Origin of the sequence: Stenotrophomonas sp. ZAC14D2_NAIMI4_6, assembly GCF_003086875.1 — a bacterium.
GTDB lineage: Bacteria > Pseudomonadota > Gammaproteobacteria > Xanthomonadales > Xanthomonadaceae > Stenotrophomonas.
Genome location: NZ_CP025996.1, coordinates 4,032,991 through 4,055,875, shown reverse-complemented (window position 1 = coordinate 4,055,875; position 22,885 = coordinate 4,032,991). Strand labels below are relative to the sequence as shown.

Annotated in this window: 22 protein-coding genes; 10 read left to right on the top strand and 12 right to left on the bottom strand. The window is 66.5% G+C overall.

The features are described from left to right. Positions 1–131: 131 nt before the first annotated feature. Positions 132–626: a MarR family transcriptional regulator gene (locus C1933_RS18370; protein WP_108754407.1), complete on the bottom strand. Its 495-nt coding sequence runs from the start codon at positions 624–626 to the stop codon at positions 132–134. A gap of 129 nt (positions 627–755) precedes the next feature. Between C1933_RS18370 and hppD the strand changes: the two genes are divergently transcribed. Further along, positions 756–1,868, top strand: coding sequence for a 4-hydroxyphenylpyruvate dioxygenase (gene hppD, locus C1933_RS18365; RefSeq protein WP_199911386.1), 1,113 nt, complete (start codon positions 756–758; stop codon positions 1,866–1,868). A 118-nt stretch (positions 1,869–1,986) separates the two neighbouring features. After that, a complete protein-coding gene (hmgA, locus tag C1933_RS18360; RefSeq protein WP_108754406.1) occupies positions 1,987–3,291 on the top strand; it encodes a homogentisate 1,2-dioxygenase in 1,305 nt (434 codons plus the stop codon). A gap of 109 nt (positions 3,292–3,400) precedes the next feature. Here hmgA and C1933_RS18355 read toward each other — a convergent pair whose 3' ends face one another. Continuing rightward, complete coding sequence (locus tag C1933_RS18355; protein WP_108754405.1) at positions 3,401–3,919, bottom strand: hypothetical protein; 519 nt, start codon at positions 3,917–3,919, stop codon at positions 3,401–3,403. Between the two features lie 122 nt (positions 3,920–4,041). Between C1933_RS18355 and C1933_RS18350 the strand changes: the two genes are divergently transcribed. Both C1933_RS18350 and C1933_RS18345 read left to right on the top strand, forming a co-directional pair. Next, a complete protein-coding gene (locus C1933_RS18350; protein WP_108754404.1) occupies positions 4,042–4,683 on the top strand; it encodes a hypothetical protein in 642 nt (213 codons plus the stop codon). Between the two features lie 72 nt (positions 4,684–4,755). After that, positions 4,756–5,712, top strand: coding sequence for a sodium:calcium antiporter (locus C1933_RS18345; RefSeq protein ID WP_108754403.1), 957 nt, complete (start codon positions 4,756–4,758; stop codon positions 5,710–5,712). A 392-nt stretch (positions 5,713–6,104) separates the two neighbouring features. On the opposite strand, the gene C1933_RS18340 is transcribed toward C1933_RS18345, so the two are convergent. The 8 genes from C1933_RS18340 to C1933_RS18305 form a co-directional block, all read right to left on the bottom strand. Then, positions 6,105–6,491: a Na+/H+ antiporter subunit G gene (locus C1933_RS18340; protein ID WP_108754402.1), complete on the bottom strand. Its 387-nt coding sequence runs from the start codon at positions 6,489–6,491 to the stop codon at positions 6,105–6,107. After that, positions 6,488–6,772 (bottom strand): K+/H+ antiporter subunit F, encoded by a 285-nt coding sequence (locus tag C1933_RS18335; RefSeq protein ID WP_006399171.1) that lies wholly within the window; start codon positions 6,770–6,772, stop codon positions 6,488–6,490. The genes C1933_RS18340 and C1933_RS18335 overlap by 4 nt, the downstream gene beginning before the upstream one ends. Then, complete coding sequence (locus tag C1933_RS18330) at positions 6,769–7,275, bottom strand: Na+/H+ antiporter subunit E (RefSeq protein WP_108751103.1); 507 nt, start codon at positions 7,273–7,275, stop codon at positions 6,769–6,771. The genes C1933_RS18335 and C1933_RS18330 overlap by 4 nt, the downstream gene beginning before the upstream one ends. Next, on the bottom strand, positions 7,272–8,807 hold the full coding sequence (locus C1933_RS18325; RefSeq protein WP_108754401.1) for a monovalent cation/H+ antiporter subunit D: 1,536 nt from the start codon (positions 8,805–8,807) through the stop codon (positions 7,272–7,274). Before C1933_RS18325 ends, C1933_RS18330 begins: the two co-directional genes overlap by 4 nt. Continuing rightward, positions 8,804–9,181, bottom strand: a complete 378-nt coding sequence (locus tag C1933_RS18320) for a Na+/H+ antiporter subunit C (protein WP_108754400.1) — start codon at positions 9,179–9,181, stop codon at positions 8,804–8,806. The genes C1933_RS18325 and C1933_RS18320 overlap by 4 nt, the downstream gene beginning before the upstream one ends. After that, complete coding sequence (locus C1933_RS18315) at positions 9,181–12,009, bottom strand: monovalent cation/H+ antiporter subunit A (RefSeq protein ID WP_108754399.1); 2,829 nt, start codon at positions 12,007–12,009, stop codon at positions 9,181–9,183. The genes C1933_RS18320 and C1933_RS18315 overlap by 1 nt, the downstream gene beginning before the upstream one ends. Before the next feature lie 339 nt (positions 12,010–12,348). After that, positions 12,349–12,834 (bottom strand): Mpo1-like protein, encoded by a 486-nt coding sequence (locus C1933_RS18310; RefSeq protein ID WP_108754398.1) that lies wholly within the window; start codon positions 12,832–12,834, stop codon positions 12,349–12,351. 242 nt (positions 12,835–13,076) lie between these two features. After that, positions 13,077–14,003, bottom strand: coding sequence for a phosphoribosylaminoimidazolesuccinocarboxamide synthase (locus C1933_RS18305; RefSeq protein ID WP_029379835.1), 927 nt, complete (start codon positions 14,001–14,003; stop codon positions 13,077–13,079). 141 nt (positions 14,004–14,144) lie between these two features. Here C1933_RS18305 and C1933_RS18300 point away from each other — a divergent pair, with 141 nt between their 5' ends. From C1933_RS18300 to yegS, 4 genes are all read left to right on the top strand, one after another. Next, positions 14,145–14,474 carry a DnaJ domain-containing protein gene (locus tag C1933_RS18300; RefSeq protein WP_107232903.1) on the top strand — a complete coding sequence of 110 codons (330 nt, stop codon included), beginning with the start codon at positions 14,145–14,147 and terminating at the stop codon, positions 14,472–14,474. A 32-nt stretch (positions 14,475–14,506) separates the two neighbouring features. After that, positions 14,507–15,184 (top strand): ribulose-phosphate 3-epimerase, encoded by a 678-nt coding sequence (rpe, locus tag C1933_RS18295; protein WP_108751097.1) that lies wholly within the window; start codon positions 14,507–14,509, stop codon positions 15,182–15,184. A gap of 3 nt (positions 15,185–15,187) precedes the next feature. Continuing rightward, the gene (locus C1933_RS18290) at positions 15,188–15,679 is read left to right on the top strand and encodes a GNAT family N-acetyltransferase (protein ID WP_108754397.1); all 492 of its coding nucleotides are present in this window, start codon (positions 15,188–15,190) and stop codon (positions 15,677–15,679) included. 345 nt (positions 15,680–16,024) lie between these two features. Then, positions 16,025–16,957 carry a lipid kinase YegS gene (yegS, locus tag C1933_RS18285; RefSeq protein ID WP_108754396.1) on the top strand — a complete coding sequence of 311 codons (933 nt, stop codon included), beginning with the start codon at positions 16,025–16,027 and terminating at the stop codon, positions 16,955–16,957. Positions 16,958–16,965: 8 nt separating this feature from the next. Here yegS and C1933_RS18280 read toward each other — a convergent pair whose 3' ends face one another. Further along, positions 16,966–17,832, bottom strand: coding sequence for an ankyrin repeat domain-containing protein (locus C1933_RS18280; RefSeq protein WP_108754395.1), 867 nt, complete (start codon positions 17,830–17,832; stop codon positions 16,966–16,968). Between the two features lie 11 nt (positions 17,833–17,843). Next, entirely contained in the window at positions 17,844–18,575 is a 732-nt protein-coding gene (locus tag C1933_RS18275; RefSeq protein WP_234414572.1) for an ankyrin repeat domain-containing protein, read from the bottom strand. 245 nt (positions 18,576–18,820) lie between these two features. Here C1933_RS18275 and C1933_RS18270 point away from each other — a divergent pair, with 245 nt between their 5' ends. Together C1933_RS18270 and trpE are read left to right on the top strand one after the other, a co-directional pair. Continuing rightward, positions 18,821–21,190: an XVIPCD domain-containing protein gene (locus tag C1933_RS18270; protein WP_234414571.1), complete on the top strand. Its 2,370-nt coding sequence runs from the start codon at positions 18,821–18,823 to the stop codon at positions 21,188–21,190. A gap of 157 nt (positions 21,191–21,347) precedes the next feature. Continuing rightward, entirely contained in the window at positions 21,348–22,823 is a 1,476-nt protein-coding gene (gene trpE / locus C1933_RS18265) for an anthranilate synthase component I (protein ID WP_057494325.1), read from the top strand. The last annotated feature ends 62 nt before the right edge of the window (positions 22,824–22,885 follow it).

Below are 22,885 nucleotides of genomic sequence, written 5' to 3'. Positions count from 1 at the left end.
GAAAGGGCTCTGACCCGGGTACCGCACCGGCGTGTCGACCAAGGTCGACACCTACCCACCGAAGCCTTGGGGTCGGATCCCTTTCCGCAGGAAAGGGCTCTGACCCCGGAACAACGCCAGGGTAGGCGCGGTTACACCCCTTCGCCCATCCGCTCCAGGCCATCGCCGGCCAGCCGCAGGATCAGCTTTTCCAGCAGCTGCTCCTCTTCCTCGCTCAGCACCGACATCAGCTTGCGGGTGATCTCGATCACCAGCGGGGCAATGGTTTCGTACACCTCGAAGCCGGCCGCCGACAGTGCCAGCACCGAGCGGCGGCGGTCGTCGCCATGGGTCTCGCGCTTGATGAAGCCGCGCTCCAGCAGCCGCGCCACGGCCCGGCTGACGGCCACCTTGTCCATGGCCGTGCGGTCGGATACCTCACTGGCCGACGAGCCCGGGTACAGCGCCAGGATGGTGATCACCCGCCACTCGGGAATGGCCAGGCCATAGCGGTCGCCGTACAGCTTGGCGATGTTGCCGCTGACCCGGTTGGACAGCACGCTCAGCCGGTAAGGCAGGAACTGTTCCAGGTCGAGCAGGACGTGCGAGGCGCGCACGCGGGTAGAGGCGGGATCGGCTGGGTTCATGCTGCGGTGCACCTTGCTGGTGGTTTCAGTTGTAACTATAAAGGTTGGGTCCGTACCCTGCATTCTCGCCGGGTCCAACCCCGCCCGCACCTGGTTTGTGCCGATGCGGCACCGATTCGGAGCCACGCCATGAATACCGCCGTCCCGACCGCCTCGCACCCGAACCCCGGCATGCAGGTCACCACCTTCGAAAACCCGATGGGCATCGATGGTTTCGAGTTCGTCGAATTCGCCGCCCCGGCCGGCCGTGGCCAGGAACTGCACGACTACTTCCGCAAGATGGGCTTCAGCGCGGTGCTCAAGCACAAGCAGCGCCCGATTACCGTCTATCGCCAGGGCGACGTCAACTTCCTGGTCAACGAAGACCCCGACTCGTTCGCCGCCGACTTTGCTGAAAAGCACGGCCCCTGTGCCTGCGGCTTCGCCATCCGCTTCCAGAAGCCGGGCGCTGAGGTCTACCAGACCGCGCTGGGCAACGGCGCCGAAGCGGTGGCCTTCAAGCCGGACAGCAAGGCCGTCAACGCACCGGTCATCAAGGGCATCGGCGATTGCATGCTGTACCTGGTGGACCGCTACGGCGCCGCCGGCAGCATCTTCGATGGCGACTACGAAGCCGTGCCCGGTGCCGACCTGCACCCGTTCGGCTTCGGCCTGACCTTCATCGACCACCTGACCCACAACCTGTACTTCGGCAACATGCAGCAGTGGTCGGATTACTACGAGCGCCTGTTCAACTTCCGCGAGATCCGCTACTTCGACATCAAGGGCCTGAAGACCGGCCTGGTGTCCAAGGCGATGACCGCACCGGACGGCATCGTGCGCATTCCGCTGAACGAATCGTCCGATCCGAAGAGCCAGATCAACGAATACCTGGACGCCTACAAGGGCGAGGGCATCCAGCACATCGCCTGCTTCACCGACAACATCTATGAAACCGTCGAAGCCATGCGCGCGCAGGGCGTGGATTTCCTGGATACGCCGGACACCTATTTCGATGTGATCGACCAGCGCGTGCCCAACCACGGTGAAGACGTGGCGCGCCTGGCCAGGAACAAGATCCTGATCGACGCCGACCCGGAAACCCACCAGCGCAAGCTGCTGCAGATCTTCACCCAGAACTGCATCGGCCCGATCTTCTTCGAGATCATCCAGCGCAAGGGCAACGAAGGCTTCGGCGAAGGCAACTTCACCGCGCTGTTCGAAAGCATCGAGCGCGACCAGATCCGCCGCGGCGTGCTGTAAGGTCACCGCACGCACCCCCCTCGGTAGCGCCGGGCCATGCCCGGCGTATGCTCACCTGTAGAGCCGAGCCATGCTCGGCTGCTTCCCGTTCCGGCCGCGCAGATACCAGGAGCTCCCCATGTCCACCGCCCTCACCGCCCGCGGCTACCAGTCCGGCTTCGGCAACGAATTCGCCACCGAGGCCGTGCCCGGCGCACTGCCGGTCGGGCAGAACTCGCCGCAGAAGGTGGCCCATGGCCTCTACGCCGAACAGCTGTCGGGTACCGCGTTCACCGCGCCGCGCGGCAGCAACCGCCGCAGCTGGCTGTACCGCATCCGCCCGGCGGTGACCCACGGCGAGTTCACCCCGTTCGCGCAATCGCGGCTGCAGTGCGATTACAACGCGCAGCCGGCATCGCCGAACCAGCTGCGCTGGAGCCCGCTGCCGCTGCCGGAACTGCCGACCGATTTCGTCGAAGGCCTGTACACGATGGGCGGCAACGGTTCGCCCGATGCACACGCCGGCGTCGGCATCCACCTGTATGCCGCCAACCGGGACATGGTCGGCCGCTACTTCTACAGCGCCGACGGCGAACTGCTGATCGTGCCGCAGCTGGGTGCGCTGCGCCTGCTGACGGAACTGGGCGTGGTCGAGATCGAGCCGCAGCAGATCGCGGTGATCCCGCGCGGCGTGCGCTTCCGCGTCGAGCTGCCCGACGGTCCCAGCCGCGGCTATGTGTGCGAAAACCATGGCGCACTGCTGAAGCTGCCCGACCTGGGCCCGATCGGTGCCAACGGCCTGGCCAACCCGCGCGACTTCGAAACCCCGCATGCCGCCTTCGAAGACATCGACGGCGACTTCGAGCTGATCGCCAAGTTCGACGGCCGGCTGTGGCGCGCGCCCATCGACCATTCACCGCTGGACGTGGTGGCCTGGCACGGCAACTACGCGCCGTACCGCTACGACCTGCGCCGCTTCAACACCATCGGCTCGATCAGCTACGACCACCCGGACCCGTCCATCTTCCTGGTGCTGCATTCGCCCAGCGACACGCCCGGCACCAGCAACATGGATTTCGCCATCTTCCCGCCGCGCTGGCTGGTGGCGCAGAACACGTTCCGCCCGCCGTGGTTCCACCGCAACATCGCCAGCGAATTCATGGGCCTGGTGCACGGCGCCTACGACGCCAAGGCAGAAGGTTTCGTGCCCGGCGGTGCGTCGCTGCACAACTGCATGAGTGGGCATGGCCCCGATGCGCCGACCTTCGACAAGGCGTCCAACGCCGACCTGTCCAAGGCCGATGTCATCAAGGACACCATGGCCTTCATGTTCGAAACCCGCGCGGTGATTCGCCCCAGCGCACAGGCGCTGGCTGCAGCGCATCGCCAAGGCGATTACCAGCAGTGCTGGAACGGCTTGCGCAACAATTTCCGTTCGGCGTAGGGGCCGGCAGGGCAGGCGGGGTAGAGTCGACCGTTGGTCGACTAACGCGCGCAGCGCGGGATTTGCAGGCAAGAGCAGTCGACCAACGGTCGACTCTACCCGGTCGCTGCTACGCCGTGACCGCAAACCCGTCGCAATGCTCCAACGGCAACGCCTCCAACAACCGCTGCCGCACCCGCTGGCAATAGCCTTCCGAGGTCATGCCGGGTAGCACGCCCAGCGCCGCACGCAGCACGGCCAGCACCTGGTCTTCCGCGCGCGCCTGCTGCAGGTCGCGGAACAACGCCGCGGCTTGTGCATTGCGCTGCATTTCCAGAATGCCCAGCAGGTAGATGCGTGCGGCCGCCAACGAGCGGCGGCGCTCGACCCCGGCCGGGACCGGCGCAGGGTTCTGCGCGCCTGGTACCGCCGGAGGCGCAACGACTGTCGCTTCCGGCCCGGTCTGCAGATAGCCGCCCTGGATCAGCTGGATCACCATCGCCGGTGCCTCCTGGCCGATCAGGCCGGTCAGATCGGCAATGCTGCGCTGGCCATCGCACAGGATCAGCAGCCGGCGCTGGCGCATGTCCAGCGGTGCGCGGTGGGCCTGCAGCGCGGTTCGGGCGAGGTCGGTCTTGCGCGGTTGCATGGAAGGACAGCCAAGTCGGTGCACGCCGAGCCTGAACGGGCGGCATGAAACGGCGATGACAATGCAGCGCCTGCACGCGCGCTGCGCTAGCGTGCCTGCACACCGTGCCCAGGAAACCCCCCATGAATCACCTGCCCCTGGCTGGCCTGCTGCTGTTGTCGCTGGCCGCCTGCAACCGCACCCCAGAACCGACCGCACCGGCCGAACCTGCCGCCACTGCCCCGGCCAAGGATGCCTCGGTGCCCGCCGATGCCGACCTGGCCACGGCTTCGCCGGTGGACCCGCGCAGTGACAGCCCGGCGCGGCTGGACGGCTTTGGCGGCGTGATGCTGGGCGCCGGCATTGCCGAGGTGCGCAGCGGCTATGGCAGCCCCCTGCAGGGGCTGGGCACCGATGCCGCCGGCAAGCCACTGCCGGCCGATGACAGCAATGACGGCTGCTACTTCCTGCGCCCGCAGGATGCCGAAGACCCGCGCCTGATGATCGAAGGCCGCAAGCTGGTGCGCTACGACGTGCGCAGCAGCGCCATCGTGGCCCCCGGCGGTGGCCGGGTGGGCATGACCCTGGGCGAGCTGCAGACCCTGTACCCGGATCGCGGCGACGTGGTGCCGGACAAATACGACGACAAGGCTCAGCACCTGCGGGTGCGCCCGGCGCAGGAGGGCGGGGCGGTGATCGACTTCGCGCTGGGCGCCGACGGCAAGGTGGGCGGCTGGCGGGTGGGCAAGACGCCGCAGGTGGATTACGCCGAAGGCTGCGGCTGAACCTTGATCCGCGGCGCCCCGGCAGCGGGGCGCCGCGCGTAGAATCGCGCCACGACCGCTGGGGAGTGCTTGATGATCGTCATAGCCATTGCCTGGTTCCTGCTTGGCCTGCTGCTGCTGGCCCTGGGTGGGGACTCCATCGTCAAGGCCGTAGCCGGCCTGGCCCAGCGCTTCGGCGCCAGTGCCTTCAGCGCCGGCCTGCTGTTGTTGGGCGTGGCCACCTCGCTGCCGGAGCTGGCGGTCAACGCGCGCGCGTTGCTGGTCGGCCAGCCCGAACTGGCGCTGGGCAACGCGATGGGCAGCAGCATCGCCAACCTGGGCCTGACCCTGGCCGTGGCCGCCATTACCGCGCCGTTGCTGCTGCGCGCGCGCCTGCAGACCGTGCTGTGGTGGTCATTGCTGGCCGCGGCGCTGCTGCTGATGGTGTTCGGCCTGGATGGCCGCCTGCAGCGCTGGGAGGCCGGTGTTCTGGTGGCCGGCTTCGTCGTCGTGCAGGCCGTGCTGCTGCGCCGTGGGCGCTCGGAAGGCCCTGAGGTGCAGGCGGTCATCGCCGAGTCGGCGCTCAGCCGTACCAGTCTGCCGTTGAACGTGCTGCGGGTGCTGATCGCCGCGCTGACACTGTACTGGGGCGCGCGCCTGGTGGTCGGTGCGGCGGCGGACTTCGGCACCGCCCTGGGCTGGTCCCCGTTGCTGGTGGGCCTGCTGCCGGTGGCAATCGGCACCGCACTGCCGGAGGTGGCCGCAGCCATCGCCGCCGCGCGTCGTGGCCACGGCGACATGGTGCTGGGCCACGTGCTGGGTTCCAGCGTGGTGAACCTGCTGCTGGTGATCGGCGCGATGGGGCTGCTGCAGCCGCTGGCACTGCCGGCCTCGTTCGTGCGCCTGGAATTGCCGGCGCTGCTGGCCTTCGCGCTGGTGCTGTACCCGATGCTGCGCGGCGACCTGAAGATCAGCCGCGTGGAAGGTGCGATCCTGCTGGGCGCGTTCGTGGCGTGGGTGGGCCTGGAAATCGCCTTGACCAGTGCCTGATTGAATGCCGGCACGGACGCACAGCGCCGCGGTTTCGTAGAGTCGAGCTTGCTCGACTGCTCCTCGCGCTTCAGTCGAGCAAGCTCGACTCTACCCACGTGCCGACCAACGGTCGGCACCTACCATCGAACCGTGCCGACCACGGGTCGGCACCTACCGCACCCACCCTCAACGCGCGGGGGTTTCCATCAGCCGCGACAGCGCGGCCTTGGCCATCAGGTGCGCGCTGATTGGCGCGGTGATGAACAGCACACCGATTTGTAGAGTCGAGCTTGCTCGACTGATCTTCGCGCTTCAGTCGAGCAAGCTCGACTCTACCCACGTGCCGACCAACGGTCGGCACCTACCATCGAACCGTGCCGACCACGGGTCGGCACCTACCGCACCCACCCTCAACGCGCGCTGGTTTCCTCTTCCCGCTCCGGTTCCGGCGGCGGCAACTGCTCTTCGGCGGCGCGTTCGTTGCCCGGCAGGCTGGGCCGGGTTTCCATCAGCAGCGACAGCGCGGCCTTGGCCATCAGGTGCGCGCTGATCGGCGCGGTGATGAACAGGAACACGGTAATCAGCAGCTCGCGCGGCTGCGGGTCCTGGCCCAGGAAGATGTGGTAGCACACCGAACACACCAGCACGCAGCCCACGCCCAGCGTGCTGGCCTTGGTCGGCGCATGCAGGCGCTTGAAGAAGGTGGACAGCTTCACCAGCCCCAGCGCGCCCACCAGGATGAAGAAGCAGCCGAACAGCAGCAGCACCGACAGCGCGATCTGGATGAAGGTGATCATTCGACGATGTCCCGCCGCAGCACGAACTTGCTCAGCACCACCGTGCTGCCGAAGCCCAGCATGGCGATCACCAGCGCCGCTTCGAAGTAGATGGCCGAGTTCAGGTACATGCCGAACAGCATCAGTTCTGCGATGGCGGTCACCGACAGGGTGTCCAGCGCCAGGATGCGGTCGGGCACGGTGGGCCCGCGCAGCAGGCGCCAGGTAGCCAGCAGCATGGCCAGGCCGACCACGTGCATGCACACCACCAGGGTGGTCTGGATGATCTGGAATCCAGTCATGGGAAGATCTCCATCAACGGGGCTTCGTAACGGCGCTTGATCGTGTCGATCAGCTCCTGCGGGTCGTCCAGGTGCAGCACGTGCACCAGCAGGAAACGGCGGTCGTCGCTCAACGCAGCCGACACCGTGCCGGGGGTCAGGGTGATCATGCTGGTCAGCGCGGCGATGCCGTGGATGTTGGCGATGTCCAGCGGCAACCAGATGAAACCGGGGTGGATGTTCTTTTCCGGCCCCAGCACCTGGATCGCCACCCGGATGTTGGACACCAGGATGTCCCACAGGGTGACGAACAGCAGCTTGGGCACCGGCCGCAGCGTGCCGATGCGGGCGAATTCGCGGTCCAGGCGCGCGGCGAACAGCGGTACCACCACGCCCAGCACCAGGCCCAGCACGATCTGGCCCAGGGTGAAGCTGTCGGACATCAGCACCCAGAACGCCACCACCATGATGCTCAGGGCGGGCGAGGGGATGATGCGGCGGAACAACGAGCGCTGTGCGTTCATGGCTGGCGGATCTCCGGCGTGGTCGCACGCAGTTGCTGCACGTACTCGCCCGGTTGCAGCAGCTGCGCGGCGATGGCATCGGTGTGGCGCATCAGCGGGGCAGCGCCCAGGGTCATGCCGATGCCATAGGCCAGCAGCAGGCAGGCGGCATACAGCTCGACGCGGCGCAGCGGCGCTTTGCGCGGCGGCGGCAGCGCAGGATCGGGTGCCGGCACGCGCCAGAACAGGCGGATGCCACCGCGGGTCAGGCCCATGATGACCAGCAGGCTGCTGACCAGCACCGCCGTCCACACCACGCCGGTGTACTGCGCCGGCATGCCGGCCAGCAGTGCGGCCTTGGCCAGGAAGCCGGACAGCGGCGGCAGGCCGGCCACCGACACCGCGCCGATCAGGAACAGCACCGCCGGCGTTTCCTTGCCCGGCATCGGCGCCACCACTTCCTTGCGATCGCTGGCACCGCCGCGGCGGCGCCGGATCAGATCGGCCACCAGGAACAGTGCCGCGGCCACGAAGCTGCTGTGCGGCAGGTAGTACAGGCCGGCGGACAGCACCCGCGGCGTGCCCACCGCGAAGGCAATGAACAAGGTGGCCGCCGAGACGATCACCAGGTAGGAAATCAGCACGCGCAGGCGGGTGGCGGCCAGTGCGCCCAGGCCGCCCAGCACCAGGGTGGCCACGCCGGCCCACAGCAGCCAGTCGCGGCCGTAGCCGGCCATCGCCCCGGCATCCTCACCGAACCACAGCATCTGGATGCGCAGCACCGCGTACAGGCCGACCTTGGTCATGATCGCAAACAGTGCGGCCACCGCTGCCGGCGCGCGCGAATAGGCCTCGGGCAGCCACAGGTACAGCGGCATCAGCGCGGCCTTGGCGCAGAACACCAGCAGCAACAGGCCCATGGTGGCCTTCACCAGGGTCAGCTGCGCCGGCGGTACCTGCGCGATGCGCTGCGACAGCTCGGCCATGTTCAGCGAGCCCAGCGAGGCGTACAGCAGGCCCAGGGCAATCAGGAACAGGGTGGAAGCGGTGACGTTGAACACCACGTAATGCAGGCCGATGCGCATGCGCAGGCCGCGGCCGCCGCTCAGCAGCAGGCCGTAGGAGGCGATCAGCATCACCTCGAAGAACACGAACAGATTGAAGATGTCGCCGGTCAGGAACGCACCGTTCAGGCCCACCAGCTGGAACTGGAACAGCGCATGGAAGTGCGGTGCGCGCCGGTCCCAGCCCGAACACGCATGCAGCAGGCAGGGAATGGCCAGCAGCAGGGTGGTCAGCAGCATCCACGCCGACAGGCGGTCGGCCACCAGGGCAATGCCCAGCCGCGCCGGCCAGTCGCCCAGCAGATAGACCTGGATATCACCGCCGGCGGTGGCGGCAAACAGCAGGCCCACCACCAGCGCCAGCGCGCCCAGTGCAGTCCACGCCACCGCGCGCTGCACCTTCGGGCCATAGCGGCGGTGTTCGACGAACAGCGACAGCGCAGCGCCCAGCAGCGGAACCAGGATCGGCAGGATCACCAGATGGTTCATGCCTGGTCCTCGCCCCGGCGCGGCGGTGCGTCGTCGTCCGGTTCGTGGGCGTCCACATGGTCACTGTGGTTGTCGCTGCGGCTGCGCATGGCCAGCACGATGCTGACCGCGGTCATCGCAAAGGCGATCACGATGGCGGTCAGCACCAGCGCCTGTGGCAGCGGGTCGGTGTAGTTGCCCAGGTGGCTGTCCATGCCTTCCTGCAGCACCGGCGCCTTGCCCTGCACCACGCGACCACCGGCGAAGATCAGCAGGTTGGTGGCGTAGGACAGGAAGGTCATGCCCAGGATCACATCGAAGCTGCGCGCGCGCAGCAGCAGGTAGATGCCGATGGCGGTCAGTACGCCGATCGCGGTGGCCAGGGCCAGTTCCATCAGTGCATCTCCCCGGTCAGGGCCGAACGGCGTTGCAGATCGATCTCGCCCTTGCGCGCGCTGCGGGTGCGCGAGGGTTTGATCGTGCCCATCATCGACAGCATCAGCATGGCGCCGCCGAACACCACCAGGTACACGCCGATATCGAAACCAATCGCGCTGGCCAGCGGCACCTCGCCAATCAGCGGTAGGTGCAGGTCGACATGGCCGCTGGTCAGGAACGGCACGCCGAACAGCATCGAGGCGCAGCCGCTGAGCAGGGCGATCAGCAGGCCGGCGCCGATGCAGCGGATGTAGTCGAAGCCGAAGCGCGATTCCACCGACGCCGAGCCCTGGATCACGTACTGGATCAGCAGCGGCACCGCCAGCACCAGGCCGGCGATGAAGCCGCCGCCGGGCGCGTTGTGGCCGCGCAGGAACAGGAAGATCGACACCGTCAGGGTGAGCGGGAACATGATCTGGGCCAGGTCGGCCGGCACCGGCAGCTTGATCGGCGGGCCGGGCATGATCTGTTCCGGCGCCATGCGGGTACGCCGCAGCAGGGCGTGCACCACCAGCGCGGCGATGCCGAACACGGTGATCTCCCCGAAGGTATCGAAGCCGCGGAAGTCCACCAGGATCACGTTCACCACATTCTGGCCGTAGGCCTCGGGCAGCGAGCGCGCCAGCATTTCGCCGGCCATGGTGTTCGGCGGCAGGGTCATGGCGGTGTAGGCCAGCGCACCCAGGCCGGCACCGGCGATGATGGCGATCACCGCATCGCGGCGCTTGCGCCAGCGCGGCCGCTCGGGGCCGGATTGTGCAGGCAGGTAGTTCATGCCCAGCAGCATCAGCACCAGGGTCACCATCTCCACCAGCAGCTGGGTCAGGGCCAGGTCCGGTGCGGACAGGAACACGAAGGTCAGGGCGACCATCAGGCCCACGCCGCCCACCAGCAGTACCGCCAGCAGGCGCTGCTTGTAGATGCGCAGGGTGGCCACCGCGCAGCCCATCATCACCAGCCACAGCGCCCAGCCCAGCAGCGGAATGGGCTGCGGCTTGGTCCAGTTGGGCGAGCCCGGGTTGGCCACGAACGGCGCCGCGCCCACCACCACCGCCACCAGCACCAGGCCCAGCAGCATGCGCTGCAGGCTGCCGTTGGCAATGCCGTTGGTCAGGCGCATGGCCAGCGCGGAAAGCGCATCCAGCTGCGCATGGAAGACGTTGCGGCCGGTGGCGGTGTTCTGCACGCCGTGCAGGTTGATCAGCCTGCGCAGGCCGAAGTACAGCGCCACGCCGCCCACCACGCCCACCGCGCTCATCGCCAGCGGCAGGTTGAACCCATGCCAGACCGACAGGCTGTACTCGGGCATGGCACTGCCCAGGATCGCCGCCGCACCGGCGTGCAGCACCGGGGCGATGGTCAGCGCCGGGGCAATGCCCACCGCCACGCAGATCACCACCAGGATCTCCACCGGCACCTTCATCCAGCGCGGCGGCTCATGCGGCACGTGGTCCAGGTCGTGCGGGCCATCGCCGAAGAAGGTGTCGTGCACGAAGCGCAGGCTGTAGGCCACGCCGAACACGCCGGCCAGCAGCGCGGCGATCGACACCGCCATGCGCATGGTGCCCGGGCCACCGGCGGTGAGTGCCTCGGCAAACAGCATTTCCTTGGACAGGAAGCCATTGAGCAGCGGAATGCCGGCCATCGCCAGCGAGGCGATGATGGCCAGCGCACTGGTGAACGGCATCAACCTGCGCAGGCCGCCCAGGCGGCGCATGTCGCGGGTGCCGGTCTCGTGGTCGATGATGCCGGCGGCCATGAACAACGACGCTTTGAACGTGGCGTGGTTCAGGATATGGAACACGCCGGCCACCACCGCCATCGGCGTGGACAGGCCGAACAGCAGGGTGATCAGGCCCAGGTGGGAAATGGTCGAATAGGCCAGCAGGCCCTTCAGGTCGTGCTGGAAGATCGCGTTCCAGGCGCCGATCAGCAGGGTGAGCGCACCAATGCCACTGACCGTGTAGAAGAACAGGTCGCTGCCGGCCAGCGCCGGGTGCAGGCGCGCCAGCAGGAACACGCCGGCCTTCACCATGGTGGCCGAATGCAGGTAGGCCGACACCGGGGTGGGGGCGGCCATCGCGTGCGGCAGCCAGAAATGGAACGGGAACTGCGCGCTCTTGGTGAAGATGCCGGCCAGCACCAGGAACAGCGCATACGGGTACAGCGCACTGGCGCGGATCTGCTCGCCGGCGGCCAGCACCACGTCCAGGTCGAAGCTGCCGACGATGCGGCCGATCAGCAGCACGCCACCGAGCAGGGCCAGGCCACCGCCACCGGTGATCACCAGCGCCATGCGCGCGCCCTCGCGGGCGTCCTGCCGGTGTGACCAGAAACCGATCAGCAGGAACGAGCTGATGCTGGTCATTTCCCAGAAGATCATCAGCAACAGCAGGTTGCCGGAGATCACCATGCCCAGCATGGCGCCCATGAACAGCAGCAGGTAGCAGTAGAAGCGGTGGGCGTTGTCCTGGCTGCTCAGGTAATAGCGCGCATACAGCACCACCAGCGCGCCGATGCCCAGCACCATGCCGGCGAACATCCAGGCCAGCCCATCCAGGCGCAGGGCGAAGTCCAGCCCGATCTGCGGCAGCCAGGGCACCACGCTGCGCACCACCTGGCCATCCATCACCGCTGGGGTCAGCCAGCCAAGAATGGCCAGCCCGCCCAACGGCGCCAGCGCCGCCAGCCAGGCAGCAGTGGTGCGCGAACTACGGGGGAAGGCGGCAACGGCCGCTGCCATCAGGAACGGCAGGGCCAGCAGCAGGGGCAGGCTGGGGAGCATGCAGGGAATCCATGATTCACGAGCAGGTCAGTGAGTCTAACAGTCAGTCAAATGTCGCCGAAACCCATGTAACGGCGACAAACAGCATGTAACGTGCGGTATTCATGTTTTTTGCGGTGCAATAGGGGGCGTTTGCGGCCTTGCCGGGTACGTGTGGCGGCTTTGCCGAATCGGCCCCTACGCCCGCGCACGGAAGGGCGCAGGCCCTGCACCACAGGGGCTGAGGGTTCACGTGGGTCGGCAACGGATGGGTTCAGCCACGGCCTGGCCGGCAGCGTGGCAGGCACGGCGTACAGCCACAGTGAGCGCGCGGCCCCGTTCAGGAAAGCCGCCCGGCGCTCAGTAGCGCCAGTCCAGCTTGCGGTACAGCTTGGCCATTACCCATGCCGGGCCGATCAGCAGGTAGGTCAGATCGGTCAGGAAGCTGGGCTTGCGGCCCTCGAACTTGTGGCCGATGAACTGGGCGATCCAGGCCACCACGAACACGCCTATCGCCAGCCAGCGCAACGCATGCAGGCCGATTTCGGCTTCCAGCAGGCGGCACAGGCAGCCGAACACGAAGAACTGGATGAGCATGCCGATGCCCAGCGGGCGCGACAGCTTGTTGTAGAAGCACCAGGCGCTGAACATCGCAAACGCCGCCCAGATGCCGTACTGGAACCAGGTGATCAGCGGCGGCACGCACCACAGCAGGGCCACCACCGACCACAGGATGGCCGGCACCGCCACCACGTGGATGGCCTGGTTGATCGGGTTCTGGTGGTCGTCGGAATAGCTGGCGAAGTAGCGATCGACGGGGCGTGCAAGCTGGGTGGTGGTCTGCATGCGGCCAGCATACTCCCGCAGCGCCGCGCGGTGATGGGGGGCGTCGAATGGTGGGGGCGACCGGGTGGGGCCGACTGTGTGGAAACGACGGGGTAGAGTCGACCGTTGGTCGACTATCGCGCGCAGCGCGGCGATTTTCTCGATCTGAACGGAGAGCAGTCGACCAACGGTCGACTCTACCGGGTCCAATTCATCGACCGCATTCCACGCCCCCAGCCGCGCGGGCCGGGGGCGCAGGGGCATCAGTCGACGCTGATGCCGGCCAGGCGCTGCAGCGCCTCGGCGTACTTTGCGCGGGTGCGCTCGATGATCTCGGCCGGGATGGTCGGGCCCGGGGCGGTCTTGCCCCAGTCCAGCGTCTCCAGGTAATCGCGCACGAACTGCTTGTCGTAGCTCGGCGGGCTGGTGCCCACTTCGTACTCGTCCGCCGGCCAGTAACGCGACGAATCCGGGGTCAGCATCTCGTCCATGATGTACAGACGGCCATCGGCATCGGTACCGAACTCGAACTTGGTATCGGCCAGGATGATGCCGCGCTCGCGGGCGTAATCGGCGGCGAACTTGTAGATGCGCAGGGTGGCATCGCGCACGCGCTCGGCCAGGTCCGCACCCACCTGCTTGACCATCGCATCGAAATCGATGTTCTCGTCATGGTCGCCCACGGCGGCCTTGGTCGAGGGGGTGAAGATCGGTTCGGGCAGCTGCTCGGCCTGGCGCAGGCCGTCGGGCAGGTCGATGCCGCTCACCTTGCCGGTGCGCTGGTAGTCCTTCCAGCCGCTGCCGATCAGGTAGCCGCGGGCGATCGCTTCCACCGGCACCGGCTTCAGCTTGCGGGTCACCACCGCGCGCTTGGCATACAGGGCCGGGTCCACGCCCTCGGGCAGCACGCTGGCCACATCGATGCCGGTCAGGTGGTTGGGCATCAGGTGGGCGGTCTTGGCGAACCAGAAATTGGACACCTGGCAGAGCATCTCGCCCTTGCCCGGAATCGGGTCGGGCAGCACCACGTCGAACGCCGACAGGCGATCGGTGGCCACCATCAGCAGGTAATCGCCCGGCGGGGTCCCTGCCGGCAGCCGCTCGCGCGGAATATCGAACACATCACGCACCTTGCCGCGATGGCGCAAGGGCAGGCCGGGGAGATCGGATTGCAACAGCGTGGTCGGCACGGGCACTCCTGGGGCTTTGTCGATACGGCTGCCCAACGGACCCGGCGGGCCCGCTGACCAGCGGGCGGCCTAGTGTAAAGCGGTCCGGGCCCGCTGTGACGTAAAATGATCGTCCATTTCGTCGGTCACCCCCGGAACGCCATGCGCTGGTACGGAAAACTGCTCGGATTCATCGCCGGGGCCCTGCTGTTCCGGCCCAATCCGCTGTTCGGGGCGGTGGTGGGCCTGCTGCTGGGCCACGCCTTCGACAGCGACTGGTTCCGCCTGAACAAGGAAAACCCGTACCGGGAGCTGGGGCTGACCTCCGAGGCCACCGACGCCGAGATCGAGCGCGCCTACCGCAAGCTGATTTCCCAGTACCACCCCGACAAGCTGGGTGGCGCCGCCCCCGAGCTGCAGCAGCAGGCTGAACAGAAGTCGCGGCGCATCAATGCCGCCTACGACCGCATCAAGACCCTGCGCAAGCGCTGAACCCCTTTCCCCTCGTGCCCAAGGCCCCGGCCATGTCCAACTGCCTCATCGCCCCGTCCATCCTGTCCGCCGATTTCGCCCGCCTGGGCGAGGAAGTGGACAACGTCCTGGCCGCCGGTGCGGACTGGGTCCATTTCGATGTGATGGACAACCACTACGTGCCGAACCTGACCATCGGCCCGATGGTCTGCCAGGCGCTGCGCAAGCACGGCGTCACCGCGCCGATCGACGTGCACCTGATGGTCGAGCCGGTGGACCGCATCATTCCCGATTTCGCCGAGGCCGGTGCCACCTACATCAGCTTCCACCCGGAAGCGAGCCGGCACGTGCACCGCACCATCCAGCTGATCCGCTCGCTGGGCTGCAAGCCGGGCATCGTGCTGAACCCCGCTACCCCGGTGGACATCCTGGACTGGGTGCTGGATGACCTGGACCTGGTGCTGCTGATGTCGGTCAACCCGGGCTTCGGCGGCCAGGCCTTCATTCCCTCGGCGCTGGACAAGCTGCGCGTGGTGCGCCAGAAGATCGATGCCAGCGGCAAGGACATCCGCCTGGAGATCGACGGTGGCGTGAAGGCCGACAACATCGGTGCGATCGCCGCTGCCGGTGCGGACACCTTCGTTGCCGGTTCGGCCATCTTCAACGCCAAGACCAGCTACCAGGACGTGATCGCGCAGATGCGCGCCAACGTCGCTGCAGCGCGGGGCTGAACCATGGGCACGGCGGCCGTGTTGAACATCCGCGCGGCCACCGTGGCCGATGCCGGCCTGATCCTGCGTTTCATCCGCGAACTGGCCATCTACGAGAAGGCCGAGCACGCGGTGCAGACCGATGAGATCGGCATTGCCGAGAGCCTGTTCGGCGCCGATGCCAGCGCCCGCGCGCTGATCTGCGAAGCCGACGGCGAAGCCATTGGCTATGCGGTGTACTTCTACAACTATTCCACCTGGCTGGGCCGCAAGGGCATCTACCTGGAAGACCTGTACATCAGCCCGGAAAAGCGCGGTGGCGGTGCCGGCAAGGCACTGCTGAAGTACATCGCGCGCCAGGCCGTGGCCGAAGGCTGCGGTCGTTTCGAATGGTCGGTGCTGGACTGGAACACCCCGGCCATCGCGTTCTACACCGCCGCCGGCGCAAAGCCGCAGAACGAATGGACCGTGTACCGGCTGCAGGGCCAGGCCCTGCACGATTTCGCCAACGGTTGAGGCTTCAGGTAGGTGCGAACCTCGGTTCGCACGAAATCCAACCCGGTAGGTGCGACCCGCCACCCGGTGGGTGCGAACCGCAACCCGGTAGGTGCGACCCGCCACCCGGAGGGTGCGAACCGCAACCCGGTAGGTGCGAACCTTGGTTCGCACTGCCCTTGCAAAAAAAAGCCGCGCCAATCCCCGGCGCGGCTTCGCTGCATGCGTGGGAGGCTGATCCTGCCTCCATCCATCATCCCTGCTATGGCCTTCCATTCTCCGGGCCATCCATGACACCTGAATGACATTCACCGCGGGCAAACGCGGCGTTGCTAGCCTGTGCCACCCCACTCCCGGAAGCACTGCATGACCACCCCGCGCTGGCGCCTGATCCTCAACGGCAAATCCGCAGGCGACGACGACCTGCGCAGTGCCGTCGGCCATTGGCGGCAGCAGGGCGTACAGCTGGAAGTGCGGGTGACCTGGGAAGAGGGTGACGCCGAGCGTTACGTGGCCGAAGCCATCGACCATGGCGTGGACGTGATCGTGGCCGCCGGCGGCGATGGCACGCTCAGCGCCGTGGCCGAAACCCTGGCCCACCGCGATGAACCGGCCGAGGCGCTGCCCTCGCTGGCGCTGGTGCCGATGGGCACGGCCAATGATTTCGCCACTTCCGCCGGCATTCCCACCGAACCCCAGCAGGCCTTTGCATTGATCGGGCAGGCCGTCGCGCGCGCTGTGGACCTGCTGCGCGTGGACGCCGACGGGCGGACCTGGTGGTGCGCCAACCTGGCCAGCGGCGGCTTCGGCACCCAGGTGACCGTGGAAACCGATGCAGGCCTGAAAAAAATGCTGGGCGGGCTGGCCTACGTCATCACCGGCATCGCCAAACTGGGCCGCATCGAGCCGATCACCGCGCGCCTGTCCGGCCCGGATTTCGCATGGGAAGGCGGCTTCATCGCCCTGGGCATCGGCAACGGCCGCCAGGCCGGTGGCGGCCAGCAGCTGTGCCCGCAGGCACTGATCGATGATGGCCTGCTGGACGTGACCGTGGTGCCCGAACTGGAAGGCGAGGTGGCCGCCACGATTGGCCAGATGCTGACCGGTGGCAAGGAAGCCGCGCTGGAGCGCGTGGCAACGCGCGCGCAGTTGCCGTGGTTGCAGATCGAGGCCCCGCAGGCGCTGACCTTGAACCTGGACGGCGAGCCGGTGCAGGCCCGCCGTTTCCGTATCGACTGCGTGCCGGGCCGGGTGCGCATGCACCTGCCGACTGGCTGCGAGCTGCTTTCCGGGGCTTGAGCTACGGGCTACAGCAGCGGGATGTCTTCTTCCCGGCTGGGGAACTTGAAGGCCTCCCGCTTTCTGCGAATGTGCTCGGGCATCGGCGGGCGTGGGATGTTGCGGTCAGCCAACCATTGCTGGCACTTCTTCTGCCACGGCAGGTTGTCGGGCGTGGTGATTTCCCAGTAGATGTCTTCGACCATCAGCTGACGGGCAGTCTTGCCCGATCCTTCCTGTACAGGTTGGGAGATGGTGGGATCTGCACCGTGCTCCAGCAGCCAGTAGGCATAGTCGAATCCACCTCTTCCTGTGTACCAGCTCAGGACGGTGTCGTCGCCCAAGCTGCGGCGATTGGATTCATTTACATCTGCGCCGTTTTTCACCAGCGTCTGGACATTCTTCCATTGATTTCCGCTGATGAACGCCTGGTAGAGAAGCGTCTCATTGTTGACGTTGCGCGTATCGGGATTTCCGCCATGCTTAAGCAGAAGATCCAGATAGCGCGCGTCGTCCATCTTCGCAGCGTAGACCATCGCGTTGTCGAAGTTGATCAACTGCCCGTTCATCTGCTTGGACTCGCGGGCGTTGGGGTCTGCACCGACATCGAGCAGGGCTTTCAGTCCCTCGATGCTGCGGGCTCGCAGCGGCCACGCGATCAGGGGAATTCCGTCGCGCGATGAAAACGTTCTGTCCGGGTCGACGCCCTCGTCTTCGACAAGGTGACGTATGGCATCGGAGTCGCCGCCTTCGGCGGCAATCGCCAGCTGTAAAGCCTTGCCATCAAAGTAGCCCTCAGCGCCATGCATCGACTGGGGCGAGCACCCCGGGAGCATCGCGAGTGCTGCGGCCAAGATCAGGAGTGAAACGGTGAGGCGGAGCAGGTGACAGTCCATGTCCGATCTCCCTACAGGAGCGGAATATCTTCTTCCTTGCTCGGGAACTTGAAGGCCTCGCGCTTCCTGCGGATGTGCTCTGGCATTGGAGGGCGCGGGATGTTGCGCTCAGCCAACCATTGCTGGCACTTCTTCTGCCACGGCAGGTTGTCGGGCGTGGTGATTTCCCAGTAGATGTCCTCGACCATCACCTGTCGGGGCGATTGGGTGGTTCCTTCGATGGGGGGCAGGGAAATTGTCGGGTCCGCTCCATGTTCCAGCAACCAGTAGGCGTAATCAAACCCGCCTCTGCCTGTGTAGAGGCTAAGAACGGTGTCGTTCTTGCCTAGGTTTGGTTCGTTGACGCGAGCCCCGTTCTCAACCAGAAGCTGGATATTCTTCCATTGATTGCCGCTGATGAATGCCTGATACATCAGCGTTTCATGGTTGGAGTTGCGCGTATTCGGATCTCCTCCGTGCTTGAGCAAAGCCTCGAGGAAGCGGGGGTCGTCCATCTTTGCCGCATACACCAGAGCGTTGTTGAAATGGATCTCTTGCCCATTCATCTTTCTGACGACGCGTGCGTTTGGATCTGCACCATTCTCCAGGAGCAGCTGAAGACCCTGCAGATTCTTTGCGCGGAGCGGCCATGCAATCAGTGGAATCCCGTCGCGTGACGAAAACGTGTGGTCCGGATCGACCCCTTCGTCCTTGATGAGGCGCCGTATCGTCTCTGCATCGCCCTGCTCGGACGCGATCGCCAACTGCAGTGGCTGTCCTTCAAAGAACTCATCAGCACCGTGTGTGGATGAAACGGCGCATCCAGTGATGAGTAAAAGTGTGACAAGAGTCGCGCTTGTTAGCGCTCTAGCCATCATATTGTGAAGTCGGACGCGCATCGTCGCTCTGAAATATTTGGCCGTGATGGCGTGACACTATCAGATGCGCCCATGCTGGATAAGCAACGTTGGCTCTGCGTTGAGCCCGCGAAAGCGCAATGGAGTTTGCCATGAATGATTCCGACATCGAGTCGCGTGCTCGCCAAGTTCAACAGCAGAATATGCTGGTCAAGCAGTTGCGCGACAGTGGTCACGAAGAAGAGGCAGATCGCCTCAAGGAGACTTACCACTCCCGGGAAATGTCCGGCTTGGCAGCCGATGTCTATCGGGCAGCCAAGCACGACGGTGAGCCGCCGGCAGGGTGGACGCGCGCGAGCACAGACCCTGCGGCACTTCGGGCTGCGGGAATCAACATGACGGACGACGAGTTGCAGCGTCATCTCCAACCCACACAGTCAGGCTTTCGCGCAGAGATCTATCTGCCAGACAAGAGGGTGCTGGGGCAGGATGCAAAGCCTGTACTTGTCTACAAGGGTTCAACCGGCGAGATCATCGATCCCTCGGTGCCAGCGGGTCACAGGGAGTCTCTAGGCGAGGACTTCCTGAACAATGGAATGCAGGGCATCGGAATGCGCAGCGATTACTACGATCGAGCGATGACGCTTGCATCGTTGGTCAATAGTCGAAGCTCCGGCGGCTTCGAAATAGCCGGCCACTCTCTCGGCGGTGGCATGGCCTCCGCCGCTTCCGCCGTCACCGGCGCGCGCGCTACGACCTTCAACGCCGCTGGCCTGCATCCGGCAACCGCATCGCGTTACGCCAAGGATAACGGCCTGCCGACGTTCGACACCGGGCAGACCGTGCACACCTACCAGACCACGGGTGAGGTGCTGAACGATGTGCAGAACGGCATGCACCGCCTGAGCGAGCATCAGCGCCGCGGCTATGGTGTGCTCGCCAACGAGCTGGGCATGGTGCTGAAGGACCCGGTCATGCAGAAGGTTGTCGGTGAGCAGCTGCGCGAGAGTCTGCCGCCGGGCGCGCAGACCGCCGCTGCACAGTTCATCGAACAGCTGGCGACCCAGCCAGGTCAGCAGGCGCTGCGTGATATTCCGCTTGCGGCGGGGCGTCTTGAACTGCTGCTGGAGCCAAAGACGCGCGATGCGCAGGGCGCGCTGATTGATCGACCGCAGGTGGCCGCGCCCAGCCAGGTGGCGGAACTGGCGGGCCCGCTGTCCACCGTGCTGCACGCCACGGCACATGGTATGCGCAACGGTCGCTTGATCGGCGAGCAGGTGGAAAGGGCCGGCGCTGCCACTGCCCATGTGCTGGACAGAACCGGTGATGGCGTCGAGCGTGTGCTGAAGACCGAAGGCATGGCCATCGGCCAGGTGGTGAACATGGGCTCGGCCAGCCTGCAGGTGGGGACGCGCGCGGCAAGCACGGTGATTGCTTCCGGGCGTGAACTGACCGGCAGCATCGAAGCCACGGTGCATCGCGTGCAGTCGCAGGCCGGCGCCCGTGGGCTGTCCGCGTTGTCGTGGGTAGCGGGCAGCGTGGGCATGGACAACGTGGCCGACAAACTGGCCCGGCAGGGCGACGCCGTTCGTGATCTCGGCGAGCAACGTGCGCAGCACGCGACCACGCAGGCCCATGCCGACGCTGCGGGCGCTCGCGCGACGGGCGAGCGCGTGGCCACCGCCATCAACCACGATGGGCAATGGGTGGCGGGCAAGCTGCAGAACGGCTTTGCCACGGCCGGTGCCCATGTCGAACGTGGCTACGATCTTGTGGCATCCCACGTGAAGGGCATTACCGCGACCGCACCGGTCGCCCTCGCCACGGTGGGCGGGGCAAAAGCTGGCCTTGAGGCGGCCGCCGCCACGCATCTGCCCAGCGGAAACCTGCCAATGGTCGCGGTGAAGCTGCACAACCTGGACCAGTCCGCTCGCGTGGTCCGTGGCATCGGGGCAGCCTTCGGCGAGGCGACCGCCCGCCATGGCATGGACCCGACCGTGATCCCCAGCCTGGATTCCGCGCTGAGCACGCAGGAGGCCGCCGCGCGCAAGCTGATCGAGCAACAGCCCGGCATCGTGCCTGCCGCAGGTGGCCGGGCCACGGGACCCAGCACGCAGGCGATCAGCATCGATCATCCCTCCCATGTGGCCAATCCGCTGTTCCTCGGCGCCCAGTCCGGCGTCCACGCCCTGGACCGGGCCCACAACCGCGTGCCCGACCTGCACAGCGACCAGCTGGCCGGCGCGCTGGCGGCCCAGGCCAAGCGCGAAGGGCTCGAGACCATTTCCCATGTGGTCCTCAGCGACGACCGCGCCCGAGCCTTCGCCGTCGATACCGCCGACCTCAATGCCCCGCACCGACGCCATGCCCATGTGGAGGTAGCCCAGGGCATGGCCCAGCCCCTCAGCGTCAGCACGGCCCAGGTGGATGCCGTCACGGCCAGCCGGTCCGCGTCTGTGGAGGCCGGTCTGGCCCAGCAGCAGGTGCAGGAGTCGCAGGAGCATGCGCGACGCATGGGCTAGGGCCGCAGGGTTTCCCTGCCGCCGAACCTGCGTTACAGTCAACGGGTGTCCAGCCTGACGACCCCGCATACCCTTTCTTCCGCACGCCGTTGGTGGCGATGGTGGCCCGTTGCCGTCGTCCGCCCCCATAACGCTGTGTCCCGGAAGGAAAGTCGTCTTGAACTCGCACGCTCAGTTTCAGCAGCAGGCCGCTGAAGGCCACACCCATATCCCCGTTGTCCGCGAAGTGCTGTCCGACCTGGACACGCCGCTTTCGGTCTATCTGAAGCTCGCCGACGGCCCCAATACCTACCTGTTTGAATCCGTCGAAGGCGGCGAGCGCTTTGGTCGTTACTCGATCATCGGCCTGCCGGCACGCCGCGTGTACGCCTTCCACGGCCACACCCTGACCGTGCGCGAGGATGGCCAGGTGGTGGATACCCGCGAGGTGGCCGACCCCTTCGCCGAGGTCGAGGCGCTGCGCAGCGCCCACTCGGTGCCCAAGCTGGACGGCCTGCCGGGCTTCACCGGTGGTCTGGTCGGCTGGTTCGGCTTCGAGTGCATCGGCTACATCGAACCGCGCCTGGCCCCGCCGGCCGGCCGTGATGAGCTGGGCACGCCGGACATCCTGCTGCTGGATTCCAACGAACTGGCGGTGTTCGACAACCTGAAGGGCCGGCTGTACCTGATCGTGCACGCCGACCCGCGGGTCGACGGCGCGTTCGAGCAGGCGCAGGCGCGCCTGGATGCGCTGACCGCCAAGCTGCGCGCACCGGGCGCGGGCTATCCGGCACCGCTGAACAGCGATGTGCTGGACGAATCCGATTTCGTTTCCGGTTTCACCCGCGAAGGCTTCGTCGATGCGGTCCAGCGCAGCAAGGAATATATCCGCGCCGGTGACATCTTCCAGGTGGTGCTGAGCCAGCGCCTGAGCGTGCCGTTCAAGGCGCGCCCGGTGGATGTGTACCGCGCGCTGCGTGCGCTGAACCCGTCGCCGTACATGTATTTCCTGGATGTGGGCGACCTGCAGGTGGTCGGTTCGTCGCCGGAAATCCTGGTGCGCCTGCAGGATGGCGAAGTGACCGTGCGCCCGATCGCCGGCACCCGCCCGCGCGGCGCCACCGTCGAACAGGACCTGGCGTTGGAAGCCGAGCTGCTGGCTGATCCGAAGGAGCGCGCCGAGCACCTGATGCTGATCGACCTGGGCCGCAATGATGCCGGTCGCGTGTCCAAGGCCGGCACCGTGGAAGTAGGCGAGCAGTTCGTGATCGAGCGCTACAGCCACGTCATGCACATCGTCAGCGAAGTGACCGGCCAGCTGCAGCCGGGCCTGAGCTACGCCGACGTGCTGCGTGCCACCTTCCCGGCCGGTACGGTCAGCGGCGCGCCGAAGATCCGCGCGCTGGAAGTGATCCGCGAACTGGAACCGATCAAGCGCAACGTCTACGCCGGCAGCATCGGCTACATCGGCTGGCACGGCGATGCCGATACCGCGATCGCAATCCGCACTGCGGTCATCAAGGATGGCCGCCTGTACGTGCAGGCCGGCGCCGGCATCGTCTACGACTCGGACCCGGACAAGGAATGGGACGAGACGATGAACAAGGGCCGTGCGCTGTTCCGCGCCGTCGCCCAGGCCGCCAAGGGCCTGTGAGTTTCCCCGTGCCGTGGCCTGCGCCGCGGCACCTTCCGCTGTTCCCACCCAAGACAAGGAGT